The following is a 12,255-nucleotide window of genomic DNA, read 5'->3' as shown; positions in this document are numbered from 1 at the left end:
TAATCCAGAATAAAATTTGCCAGTGCGAAATTAAGGATAAACATGATAGAATATTAAAAGTAAGCTATGGAATGTGATCGGTTTAAGGCTGGTCACTTTTTTCTTTTTGGGATATGATATTTTTATACGTTTAAATAAAGCATCCTTCTAAATAGGAGGTTATTGATATAATGAGTGATTTATACGCGGATCGTATGCCGCCACAAAATATTGAAGCCGAACAAGCGGTTTTAGGAGCAATATTTTTAGAACCCTCTGCTCTCACTTTGGCTTCTGAAATATTAATTCCTGAGGATTTTTATCGTGCCTCCCATCAAAAAATCTTCAATGTCATGTTGAAGTTAAACGATGACGGGAAAGCGGTCGACTTAATCACGGTAACAGAGGAATTGGCAGCGTCCAAGCTTATTGAAGATACTGGTGGGGTTAGTTATTTAAGCGAGCTGGCAGGATCGGTTCCTACAGCTGCAAATATTGAGTATTATGCTAGAATCGTAGAAGAAAAATCTTTACTGAGAAGGTTAATACGTACCGCAACAGAGATTGCTACTGACGGGTACTCGCGCGAGGATGAAGTCGAAGCCCTTTTAAGTGAAGCAGAAAAAAGTATCTTAGAGGTTGCACAAAGAAAGAATGCCGGTGCCTTCCACAATATTAAAGATGTACTCGTTCGGACGTATGACAATATTGAATTAATGCATAACCGTGTCGGTGATATTACTGGGATTGCCACTGGCTTTGCTGAGCTTGACCGGATGACAGCGGGATTCCAGCGCAATGATTTAATCATCGTTGGCGCCCGTCCTTCCGTTGGTAAAACAGCCTTTGCCTTGAATATTGCCTCAAACGTTGCGACGAAAACGGGTGAAAATGTAGCGATATTCAGTCTGGAAATGGGTGCAGAGCAGCTAGTGATGCGTATGCTTTGTTCTGAAGGGAATATTGATGCTCAAAGGCTGCGTACTGGCTCGCTAACTGATGAGGACTGGGGCAAGCTGACGATGGCAATGGGGAGTCTCTCCAATTCAGGGATATTTATTGATGATACACCCGGTGTTCGCATCAGTGATATTCGATCAAAATGTCGGCGCTTAAAACAGGAGCACGGCTTAGGAATGATCTTAATTGATTATTTGCAGCTTATTTTAGGAAGCGGCCGATCCGGTGAAAACCGTCAACAAGAAGTATCAGAAATTTCCCGTTCTCTTAAGCAATTAGCCCGTGAACTGCAAGTGCCTGTCATTGCCCTTTCACAGCTTTCTCGTGGTGTCGAGCAGCGTCAAGATAAACGCCCTATGATGTCCGATATTCGTGAATCAGGAAGTATTGAGCAGGATGCTGATATCGTTGCCTTCTTGTATCGTGATGATTACTACGATAAGGAATCAGAGAATAAAAATATCATTGAGATTATCATTGCTAAGCAGCGTAATGGTCCGACGGGGACGGTCCAGTTGGCTTTTGTGAAGGAATATAATAAATTCGTAAACTTAGAGACACGTTTTAATGATGCACCGGGAGCATAACGTAGATATTTTAGAGTTAGCCAGATTAAGAGGCTAGCTCTTTTTTAATGGAAAGGTATTATATTTGGTAGTATTTGGTTAAAAAGCCGAAACTTCAGAAAAAAGAGCCAATAACGTGCAAAAATGAGCCAATGGCCCCCAAAAATGAGCCAATAATAATTAATCATAAAAAATCTTCAAATTAAGACGGCAAAAAGGAATATTTATCCTCAAAAAGGAAAGTCACACGGTCGAGAATTTTATTAAAATAAGAATTCAGGTAAAAAAATAGCAATATCCTCCTAAAATCAAGTCTACACGGTCAACCACTTTGTTTTATATTTGAAATTTCCACTTCTACTAGATAATGCCTCTTCATAAATTTATAGATTACTATTTATACGAACAAAAAATATATTTTTATATAAATCGTTCGTGTTTTGTTGATTTTTAAGGATGGAATTGATAAACTATCTTGGTGAGAATAAATTTAACTGAAACAAAAATTTTGGAGGTGCCTTAAATGTCATCAGTAGTGGTTGTTGGTACGCAATGGGGAGACGAAGGAAAGGGAAAGATAACCGATTTTTTGTCTGAAAATGCAGAGGTAATTGCTCGTTATCAAGGTGGAAACAATGCAGGCCACACCATCAAGTTCAACGGAGAAACCTACAAATTACACTTAATTCCGTCGGGGATTTTTTATAAAGAAAAGGCATGTGTTATCGGGAATGGAATGGTTGTCGATCCAAAGGCACTTGTAACAGAACTTGCTTATTTACATGAAAAAGGGATTACAACCGATAATCTGCGCATCAGCAACCGTGCCCATGTGATTCTTCCCTACCATTTAAAATTGGATGAGGTGGAAGAAGAAAGTAAGGGTGCTAATAAAATTGGCACAACGAAAAAGGGAATAGGTCCCGCCTATATGGATAAGGCAGCCCGCGTGGGAATTAGAATTGCCGATTTACTCGAACGTGACGTGTTTGAAGAAAAGCTTGAGCGAAACCTTGCTGAGAAAAATCGCTTGTTTGAACGCATTTATGAGACCGCTGGCTTCACAAAAGAAGACATTTTAGAGGAGTATTTTGAGTATGGCCAGCAGATTAAGCACTATGTTTGTGATACATCTGTTGTGCTGAATGATGCGTTAGATGAAGGAAAGCGCGTTCTCTTTGAAGGGGCTCAGGGTGTAATGTTAGATATCGACCAAGGCACCTATCCGTTTGTCACCTCGTCGAATCCAGTCGCTGGGGGAGTAACAATTGGTTCCGGTGTTGGTCCTTCGAAAATTACCCATGTCGTTGGCGTGTGTAAGGCGTATACTTCCCGCGTTGGTGATGGTCCCTTCCCAACGGAATTAAATGATGAAACAGGTAATCGAATTCGTGAAGTCGGACGTGAATACGGTACAACCACAGGACGTCCTCGCCGTGTTGGCTGGTTTGACAGCGTCGTCGTCCGCCATGCTCGCCGGGTCAGCGGTTTAACAGACCTATCTCTTAATTCGATTGATGTATTAACGGGGATTGAAACATTGCGAATATGTACAGCTTATCGCTATAAAGGTGAATTAATTACAGAATATCCAGCAAGCTTAAAGGTATTAGCGGAGTGTGAACCTGTCTATGAAGAACTACCAGGCTGGACAGAGGATATTACAGGAGTTAAATCACTAGATGCATTGCCTGTCAATGCGCGCCACTATGTTGAACGGGTAACCCAACTTACTGGGGTTCCTTTAACCACCTTCTCTGTGGGACCGGATCGTAACCAAACAAATGTAGTCCGTAGCCCTTGGAGACAAATATAAGACATGATATGAAGCCCTCAATTTGAGGGCTTTCAATTTTATTAAAAAAAATTGAAAAAAAGTGTTGCTTAGTTTTGATAATCCATGATATTATAAAAAGCGTCGTCACAATACGACAAATTATTGTGAGCAGCTGATCTAGCACAATAAAAGAATCATTTTAGTACGAGCCATTAGCTCAGTTGGTAGAGCACGATCGAATAAGCTTCCATGAAACAGCAACAGGGCACACGCCGAGCTGCTGCTTGAATAAGCTTACTGAGGCGTGGGCATCCGGCGAAATCAAAGATTAGGGAACAATTCATGTACGAGCCATTAGCTCAGTTGGTAGAGCATCTGACTTTTAATCAGAGGGTCGAAGGTTCGAGTCCTTCATGGCTCACCATTTATAATAATATGGCCCCTTGGTCAAGCGGTTAAGACACCGCCCTTTCACGGCGGTAACACGGGTTCGAATCCCGTAGGGGTCATTGGGTTTTGGTCTGGTAGTTCAGTTGGTTAGAATGCCTGCCTGTCACGCAGGAGGTCGCGGGTTCGAGTCCCGTCCGGACCGCCATATGTTGGCTCAGTAGCTCAGTCGGTAGAGCAAAGGACTGAAAATCCTTGTGTCGGCGGTTCGATTCCGTCCTGAGCCATTCCAAAAAGAAGCATGCAAACGCATGCTTCTTTTTTTTTTTCTTATTATCAGTTAATGTTGTTACGGAAATGAAATAAAAGAACCATTATTTTACAAAATATCGCGATATTTTGTCCTATTTTGTAAAATATGAATCTACTACTCTAGACCTAGCAGAAACCTTGATTTAATAGGGATTCTCCACTATTTTTTAAAAAAATGACATAATAAAAATATGAAATTTCTACTAGTATATTTCAAATAAAAGTAGGAAAATGTCAGTAATTATACATTTTTGTTACATTATAGAGACTATTAAACTTTTTAAATAAAATTATGATAAAGTAAAGGAGGTCTAAAATTCTGGAAAATTCTTTAATAGTCAAAAGTTCTAAATTAAGAGGGTTTTACCGTGGTTTAGGAGGAAACAATGTTATTTTCAAATAAAAGGTCAAAGTCAAAAAGATTTTTATTTTTAAAAACTGCCGTTATTACTACCATGGCTGCATCTGTTATTGCCTTTAGTAATGGACCAGTTGCACTTGCCACTTCATCAAAGTTAACGACCATCTATCATGTCTATCTTAATGGTACATACATAGGAAATGTCACTGATAAAGAGGTCATCGATAAACTAGTTACTGAAAAAGTAGATACAGCTAAGAATACCTTCAAGGATGTCAATTTAAAAATTGGTCCGCAGGTTCAATACATACCTGAACAGGTTTTTCGGTCTACAGCAAATAATCAAGAAGCCGTTCAAAACATTAAGAACTCATTCCAACTCCAAGCCGAGGCATCTGCTATCGTCATCGACGGTACACCAGTGGTTTACTTGGATAATAAAGAAACAGCCGAACAAGTAATCAAGAATTTAAAGTTGCAATATGTGACTGAGGAACAATTAAATGAACTTGTGGCAAGAAAGGCTGCAACTGATACAACATTACCACCATTAAAAGAAAATGAAACTCGTATATTAGACGTTCGCTTATCGAAAAATGTTTCAATTGAGGAAGAAAATATTACGCCCGACAAAATTATGTCTGCAGCAGACGCCATTACCTTTTTACAAAAAGGAACATTAGAAGAAAAGAAATATGTAATCCAAGAAGGCGATGTTCTCGAAACGATTGCTCATGATCACGGGCTGAAGATGGCTAATATCTTGGCATTAAACCCAGGTCTTACTGAGGAAACACTCTTAAAAATTGGTCAGGAATTAAATATTACGGTTCCCCAAGCCTTTGTTGAGGTCGTAGTTGACAAAGAAGTGAACCAAAAAGAAACCATTGCATTTGCAAATGAAGTGGTTGAAGAATCATCAATGCCAAAGGGTGAGACAAAAGAAAAGCAAACAGGTCAAAATGGCTCTCGCTCCGTAACCTATTCAATGACAGAACAAAATGGTGTAACCGTTAAGAAGGATAAATCAAGTGAACAAATCCTACAGCAGCCGGTCAATCATATTGTTATCAAAGGAACAAAAGCGATCCCTTCCCGTGGTGAAGGAAGCTTCGCCTGGCCAACATCCGGTGGCTATGTTTCTAGTCAAATGGGCTATCGCTGGAACAAAATGCACAAAGGAATTGATATTGCCAGACCAAGCAATAAGACCATAATGGCCGCTGATAATGGCATTGTTGTCTCTGCTGGCTGGGATGGCGGCTATGGGAATAAAGTGGTCATTGATCATCAAAATGGCTTCCGCACTTTATATGGCCATATGTCATCGTTAAATGTAAAGGCTGGCCAAACCGTTTCAAAAGGCTCAGCTATCGGAATTATGGGTGCTACAGGTGATGCCACAGGCGTCCACTTACACTTCGAAGTTTACAAAAATGGCAGCTTGGTAAACCCGCTATCATATTTAAGATAAAGTGGAACTTCCATCAGTGGAGGGCTCGCTGCCCGTTAATGTGGGATAATATTGAATGGAAAGTCTCTAGTTGTTACTACTACTAGAGACTTTATTTTTTACTTCAAGAATTGTCCAGCTCCAGCTCCCATCGGCTAGTGGACTTCGCTCTTCTCCCTACGATAAGTCAACATCGGATCGCTAACGCTTTCCGTGTTTCCTTTATCTCAGTCGAAGCGCTCCATAAGGAATGCTTCAGCAGCATGGGCATCGCACGAAGGAAAAGCGTTAGCTTTTCCGAGGAGGCCATACGCCGATAGGCGGGCGCCTTCCGCTTTTCTTATTTCCAATGCTGCCAATTGCTAGTTATAGGTGAATTTAACCGAAAACAGTGGTAAAGTAAAATAGACTAGGTATGAAATTAAACAACTGCTTTTGATTGTATAGATTAATTTTATTAAAAAGGAGAAATGGTATGGAGAAAAAGATTCTTGTTGTCGATGACGAAAAGCCGATTGCAGATATTTTACAGTTTAACTTAAAAAAAGAAGGATACGTTGTCTATTGTGCCTATGATGGGAACGAAGCACTCCAATTGGTTGAAGAAATCCAGCCTGACCTAATCCTCTTAGATATTATGCTTCCACTAAGGGACGGGATGGAAGTTTGCCGTGAAGTCCGTAAAAAATACGAGATGCCGATTATTATGCTGACAGCAAAGGATTCAGAAATTGATAAAGTGCTTGGACTAGAACTTGGTGCAGATGATTATGTGACAAAGCCATTCAGTACGAGGGAATTAATTGCCCGAGTAAAAGCGAATTTGCGCCGTCACCAACAAATTCTGACCCAGCCGGAAAACGAGACCGAAACGAATGAAATTGAAATCGGCTCGCTTGTGATTCATCCAGATGCCTATGTCGTTTCGAAGCGCGGTGAGACCATAGAGCTTACGCATCGGGAGTTTGAACTGCTCTACTATTTAGCGAAGCATATTGGACAAGTCATGACCAGAGAGCACCTCTTACAGACCGTATGGGGTTACGATTATTACGGAGATGTTAGGACAGTCGATGTAACCGTGAGACGGTTGCGTGAAAAAATTGAGGATAGCCCGAGCCATCCCACTTGGATTGTCACCAGGCGCGGGGTTGGATATTACTTGCGCAATCCCGAACAGGAGTAATCTTATAGATGAAAAAGGTTGGTTTCTTTCGCTCAATACATGTAAAGTTTGTCATCATCTATGTCCTGCTAATTTTAGTGGCAATGCAAATAATTGGTGTCTATTTTGTTCGGCAGCTTGAAGAAACCTTAAGGACAAATTTTCAAACATCGTTAAAAGAACGTGTGAATTTGCTTGCCTATAATGTTCGCGAGGAAATGGAAAAGGAAAGAACGCCTGAAGACCCAACGCTCGAAGATGACATCAAGAAAATTCTAGACTCCTTTGATGCAGGAGATATTTCTGAAGTTCAGGTCATTGAGGGCAGGTCCCTCAAAATTCTTGGAACTTCTCAGCCCAGCAACCAAGAAGTAGTCGGACAAAGGACAACCGAGCTTAGGGTAAAGCAATCAATGGTGTTGGAAGAGGATCAAAGCGCGATATTAATCGAAAAGCAAACAGGCCACAGGATTTGGGTCCTTTCTACCCCAATCAAGTCGGGGAAAAAGGTTATTGGGGCTATTTACCTTGTCGCAAAAATAGAAAATGTTTTTGGACAAATGAAAACGATTAATGGGATTTTTGCTACTGGAACAGCGATAGCCTTATCCATTACTGCGATTTTAGGCATTTTGTTAGCCCAGACGATTACCAGGCCAATCGCAGATATGAAGAAGCAGGCATTAGCAATGGCAAAAGGGAATTTTTCACGAAAGGTTAAAGTGTACGGCTATGATGAAATAGGAACACTGGCGATTACCTTCAATAACTTGACGAAAAAACTCCAAGAAGCACAGGCCATGACAGAAGGAGAACGAAGAAAACTTTCCTCCGTGTTATCGTATATGACAGACGGAGTGATTGCTACCGACAGAAAGGGCCGTGTTATTTTAATCAACGATCCTGCTGCAGAGATGCTGAATGTTTCACGTGAAACAGTCCTAACTCAGCCGATTGTGTCTTTATTGAGCTTAGAGGATACGAATTCCTTTGAGGATCTCCTTGAAGAAAAAGATTCGTTAATCTTAGACTATAGTACCAAAACAGAACGCTATTTTCTCCGTGCCAATTTTTCGGTGATTCAAAAAGAAACAGGTTTTGTCAATGGCTTAATTGCGGTTCTTCATGATATAACGGATCAAGAAAAAATTGATGCCGAAAGAAGAGAGTTTGTCGCCAATGTTTCACACGAATTACGAACTCCATTAACAACAATGCGGAGTTATTTAGAAGCCCTTGCAGATGGTGCGTGGCAAGACGAGGAAATTGCTCCGAACTTTTTAGAAGTGACACGGACGGAAACGGAAAGAATGATTCGGCTTGTGAATGATCTTCTGCAATTGTCGAAAATGGATAGTACGGATTATCTGTTGAATAAAGAGTGGGTGAACTTTGTCAATTTCTATCATCGTATTATTGACCGCTTTGAAATGGCCAAGGAGCAGAATGTAACCTTCAAGAGAAAGCTTCCTGATCATGCGATATTTGTGGAAATTGATGAAGATAAAATGACCCAGGTTTTATACAATATTATTTCCAATGCCTTGAAGTACTCCCCAGAAGGCGGACAAGTCACGTTCTCGATAAAAGAAGAAGAAGATAAAATCATCGTCAGTGTATCCGATCAAGGTGTGGGGATTCCAAAAGAGAATATTGGCAAGATTTTTGACCGTTTTTATCGTGTCGATAAAGCGAGAACCCGGAAATTGGGCGGTACGGGCCTTGGGCTGGCGATTGCAAAGGAAATGGTCAATGTTCATGGAGGGGCGATTTGGGTAACAAGTAAAGAAGGAAAAGGAACGAAGATTTCCTTTTCATTGCCATACGAGCGTTCTGAAGAGGATGAATGGTCATGAGATACGAAAAAATCAAATCAGGAATCTTAACGATATTAGTCTTGGTAAGTATTCTGTTAACATGGAATCTTTGGACGTACCAGCCCAACTACGACACGATGGAAAAGAGTAATTATGTAGCAGAGGTCACTGTCAGTGAAAAACAAGAGGTCCAAAAAATTATTAGACCTGATCAAATCCTGTTTCATGAGAAGGGTCGGCATTACGGGACCAATAATACAGCAGAGCTTGAAAAGGTAATCAAGGATTTAAGCCGCTGGGTCTTTTTTGATATAAAAAATTATTCGGACAAAGTGGAGAATATTGAGGAATTAACGCATGACAGTGGCAATGCGGAGATTATTTTTCCCGGAGAGGTCCCGATTGAGTTATATCGCAGCGTCTTAACGATTGAAGGAAAGAAGGTACCCCCTTTCAATTTCGATCGAATTATCATTAATGTTGATAGCTCGGAAAAGGAAAATGGAATTGTCTATTTCGTTTCCACTGAAAATCAACAGGTCTTTATTAGTCATATCTCATCTACTAATTTAAGCGAGTTTAACCGTGATTTTTATAAAGATGCAACGCAGTTACCAAGATATTTTGCTTATAAAGCTTCTGAAAAGCGTACAATTTTCTTGCCAGAAGAAGAAACGGAAATGACCACTTATAAGTATTTGCCTAGGACCCTTAATTCTGAAGAATTTAAAGTGGCACTATTTAATGATCCAAGTTTTGTGCAGAAAAGCATTGTCAAACAAGGTGAAGAGTATACGAATGGTTCTAGTAAAATGAGCGTTAATAACCAAAGCAACATACTTAAATATATTAATCCAACAGCAGAAGACAATTATATGGACAGCTCTTATGATTTAGTCAAACGCAGCATTGATTTTGTTAATGAACATGGCGGTTGGACGGATTCTTACCGCTTTGTTTCTAAAAGTGAATATAATCGATCGGTTACCTTTCGTTTATACAGCATGGATGGTTTTCCTGTCTTTAACAGAAATGGACTTTCTGAAATTAATGAGGTATGGAGCCGGGATGAAATTAATAAATATGAGCGGCCAAATATTTCTTTAGAGCTGCCATTAGAAATGCAAAAAGTAAAACGTCCTTCTGGACATGTAGCATTAGAATATTTACAAAAGAAAAAAGACATTAAGCCAGAGCTTCTCGAGGAAATGATCTTGGGCTATCGGATGGAAAGGGATTCTGATGTGAATGGGCTAATCCTCTTAGAACCTGCCTGGTTCTATCGCTATGATAAAACATGGAGGCAGATTACAATGGAAGACCTGGGAGGATTACAGCATGGATTGGAGTAAAATAAAAACGATTTTTATTATCACCTTCTTGATTTTAGATGTCTATCTCCTTTTTCAATTCATGAAAATTCGCGATGCCAATAAATATGAGGTTATTACCGAGGCTACGTTTGAAGAAAAACTGAAAGCGGATGAGATTCAGTATGTTGACCTGCCTAAGGCTCCGATTAAAGATCAATATTTAAGTGCTAAGCCGAAGACATTTATTAAAGGGGATTTGGCAAAACTTAAAGGTCAGACAGGGGATCTTAAAGAACCAGGGACGACCCTTCAAGTGACACTTGAGAAGCCATTTCAGTTAAGTTCAAAGTTTGAACCAGCGGAGCTTTCGACCTTTATTAAGGATAATGTCCTTTACGGAGATCATTATCAATTTTGGGAGAAGGATGACCAAAAAAAGACCATTACCTACTTTCAGCAATATGAGAATTTCTCTTTGTATCAAAATATTAATGGGATGATTATTTTCAATCTTAATGCTAATAATCAAATTATTTCCTATCAACAATCCTATCTTGAGGGGATTGAAAAACTAACGGAAAAAGAGGAAATCCTCTCTCCGTTAAAGGCAATTGAAACCCTGCATCAAAAGAGAGTGCTGAAGCCAAAAAGTAAAATCACTAAAATAGAGCTTGGCTATTCGACACGCATCCAACTGGCTGCTTCTCAAGTATTAGCGCCAACTTGGCGCATTGTGGTCGATGATAAGGAAAGCTTATTTGTGAATGCGTTTGAGGGCCAGATTATTGTTTTTAAAAGCGACGAAAATAGTAAAGTGGAGTGAAAGAGTATGTCGTTAAGATATAGCATCCTTGCAAGCGGGAGTACGGGAAACGCCCTCTATGTAGAATCTGAAGAACATTCCTTCCTTGTTGATGCCGGGTTTAGCGGCAAGCAGATGGAGGCTCTTTTCGGGCAGATTGACCGCGATATTAGCAAGCTTTCCGGGATTTTTGTTACCCATGAGCACAGCGATCATATTAAGGGGATTGGGGTGCTTGCCCGTAAATACCATTTGCCAGTTTTTGCGAATGAAAAAACCTGGCGGGCGATGGAAAGTTCAGTAGGAGCAATTCCAACCGAGCAAAAGTTTGTTTTTAACATGGAAACGGTAAAGAGTTTCGGAGCTGTGGATATCGAATCATTCGGGGTATCGCATGATGCAGCGGAACCAATGTTTTACGTTTTCCATCATTCAGGGAAAAAGCTCGTTCTGATTACCGATACAGGCTATGTAAGTGATCGAATGAAGGGTACGATCTCCAATGCTGATGTGTATGTTTTTGAATCAAACCATGACGTGCAAATGCTGCGGATGGGGAAATATCCTTGGAACATCAAACGCAGAATTCTAAGTGATGTCGGCCACGTTTCCAATGAGGATGCTGCGCTGGCAATGAGTGATGTGATTGGGGACCGAACGAAACGGGTCTATCTCGCCCATTTAAGTCTAGATAATAATATGAAGGATTTAGCAAAGATGGCGGTAACACAAACGCTCGAGGGTTGCGGTTTAATTGTTGGCGAACAATTTGGACTATACGATACAGACCCGAAAATCCCAACGATTTTAACAGCAGTATAGGATTTTTTTAGAATGAAGTTGCCTTTTGATGGTACTTCATTTTTTTTCTGTTGAAAAGGGGCGGAGCGCCGCAAAAATGAATCACTTGAACCAGTTAAAGTGAAATACCCATTTCACTAGACGAAAGATGTGAAGTCTAGCTTTGCTCTCACCGCCTTTATTAGGTGACTATGGCTTGTTCTCAAAACTTATTTCCAGGATAGGGTTGGGAGTTGAGGCTCATGATAGTTTTTTGTAAAAAAGGGAGAAGCGGTGCAAAAATAAATCATTTTATCCCATTTGGGAGGCAATTAACAATTTTGAATAGGTGAAGATCAGCTTTGCTCACACCACCTTCATTGTGTTGGTGTAATACTTCTATTAAATTTGCTTCCAAGCATGGGGTGGGAGTAGAAACTCATGCTAATTATCAAAATATGGCTAAATTATGAACAAACTCGTAAGATTCCGATAACAAAATGAAATTTTTTAGTAATTTAAGGATGAATGAGTATAATTGTAATTATAAGCCAAAATAGGAGTTAGCAACCTTTTCGAGAGA

At 40.1% G+C, this 12,255-nt stretch carries 8 protein-coding genes and 4 tRNA genes; all 12 read left to right on the top strand.

What is annotated here, in order from left to right:
* Positions 1 to 170 precede the first annotated feature (170 nt).
* Complete coding sequence (gene dnaB / locus RTR43_RS07200) at positions 171 to 1,526, top strand: replicative DNA helicase (RefSeq protein ID WP_312470711.1); 1,356 nt, start codon at positions 171 to 173, stop codon at positions 1,524 to 1,526.
* A 502-nt stretch (positions 1,527 to 2,028) separates the two neighbouring features.
* Complete coding sequence (locus RTR43_RS07195; RefSeq protein ID WP_312470710.1) at positions 2,029 to 3,321, top strand: adenylosuccinate synthase; 1,293 nt, start codon at positions 2,029 to 2,031, stop codon at positions 3,319 to 3,321.
* A 309-nt stretch (positions 3,322 to 3,630) separates the two neighbouring features.
* Positions 3,631 to 3,706, top strand: a tRNA-Lys gene (locus RTR43_RS07190).
* A gap of 13 nt (positions 3,707 to 3,719) precedes the next feature.
* A tRNA-Glu gene (locus RTR43_RS07185) sits at positions 3,720 to 3,791 on the top strand.
* 9 nt (positions 3,792 to 3,800) lie between these two features.
* A tRNA-Asp gene (locus tag RTR43_RS07180) sits at positions 3,801 to 3,877 on the top strand.
* 6 nt (positions 3,878 to 3,883) lie between these two features.
* Positions 3,884 to 3,956: transfer RNA gene (locus tag RTR43_RS07175), tRNA-Phe, on the top strand.
* A 411-nt stretch (positions 3,957 to 4,367) separates the two neighbouring features.
* Positions 4,368 to 5,816 carry a M23 family metallopeptidase gene (locus RTR43_RS07170; RefSeq protein ID WP_312470709.1) on the top strand — a complete coding sequence of 483 codons (1,449 nt, stop codon included), beginning with the start codon at positions 4,368 to 4,370 and terminating at the stop codon, positions 5,814 to 5,816.
* A gap of 454 nt (positions 5,817 to 6,270) precedes the next feature.
* On the top strand, positions 6,271 to 6,981 hold the full coding sequence (yycF, locus tag RTR43_RS07165; RefSeq protein ID WP_312470708.1) for a response regulator YycF: 711 nt from the start codon (positions 6,271 to 6,273) through the stop codon (positions 6,979 to 6,981).
* A gap of 8 nt (positions 6,982 to 6,989) precedes the next feature.
* Entirely contained in the window at positions 6,990 to 8,816 is a 1,827-nt protein-coding gene (walK, locus tag RTR43_RS07160) for a cell wall metabolism sensor histidine kinase WalK (RefSeq protein WP_312470707.1), read from the top strand.
* On the top strand, positions 8,813 to 10,129 hold the full coding sequence (locus tag RTR43_RS07155) for a YycH family regulatory protein (protein ID WP_312470706.1): 1,317 nt from the start codon (positions 8,813 to 8,815) through the stop codon (positions 10,127 to 10,129). Before walK ends, RTR43_RS07155 begins: the two co-directional genes overlap by 4 nt.
* Positions 10,116 to 10,913: a two-component system regulatory protein YycI gene (locus RTR43_RS07150; RefSeq protein WP_312470704.1), complete on the top strand. Its 798-nt coding sequence runs from the start codon at positions 10,116 to 10,118 to the stop codon at positions 10,911 to 10,913. The genes RTR43_RS07155 and RTR43_RS07150 overlap by 14 nt, the downstream gene beginning before the upstream one ends.
* Before the next feature lie 6 nt (positions 10,914 to 10,919).
* Complete coding sequence (locus RTR43_RS07145) at positions 10,920 to 11,714, top strand: MBL fold metallo-hydrolase (RefSeq protein WP_312470703.1); 795 nt, start codon at positions 10,920 to 10,922, stop codon at positions 11,712 to 11,714.
* Positions 11,715 to 12,255 lie beyond the last annotated feature (541 nt).

Origin of the sequence: Neobacillus sp. (assembly GCF_031988165.1) — a bacterium.
Classification (GTDB): Bacteria; Bacillota; Bacilli; order Bacillales; family Cytobacillaceae; genus Neobacillus; species Neobacillus rhizosphaerae.
This window is presented reverse-complemented; position numbering and strand designations above follow the sequence as displayed.

What these genes read in the sequence shown, in the direction of transcription:
- dnaB (WP_312470711.1), top strand. Translation starts at nt 171, where the DNA reads ATGAGTGATTTATACGCGGATCGTATGCCGCCACAAAATATTGAAGCC.
- RTR43_RS07195 (WP_312470710.1), top strand. Translation starts at nt 2,029, where the DNA reads ATGTCATCAGTAGTGGTTGTTGGTACGCAATGGGGAGACGAAGGAAAG.
- RTR43_RS07170 (WP_312470709.1), top strand. Translation starts at nt 4,368, where the DNA reads ATGTTATTTTCAAATAAAAGGTCAAAGTCAAAAAGATTTTTATTTTTA.
- yycF (WP_312470708.1), top strand. Translation starts at nt 6,271, where the DNA reads ATGGAGAAAAAGATTCTTGTTGTCGATGACGAAAAGCCGATTGCAGAT.
- walK (WP_312470707.1), top strand. Translation starts at nt 6,990, where the DNA reads ATGAAAAAGGTTGGTTTCTTTCGCTCAATACATGTAAAGTTTGTCATC.
- RTR43_RS07155 (WP_312470706.1), top strand. Translation starts at nt 8,813, where the DNA reads ATGAGATACGAAAAAATCAAATCAGGAATCTTAACGATATTAGTCTTG.
- RTR43_RS07150 (WP_312470704.1), top strand. Translation starts at nt 10,116, where the DNA reads ATGGATTGGAGTAAAATAAAAACGATTTTTATTATCACCTTCTTGATT.
- RTR43_RS07145 (WP_312470703.1), top strand. Translation starts at nt 10,920, where the DNA reads ATGTCGTTAAGATATAGCATCCTTGCAAGCGGGAGTACGGGAAACGCC.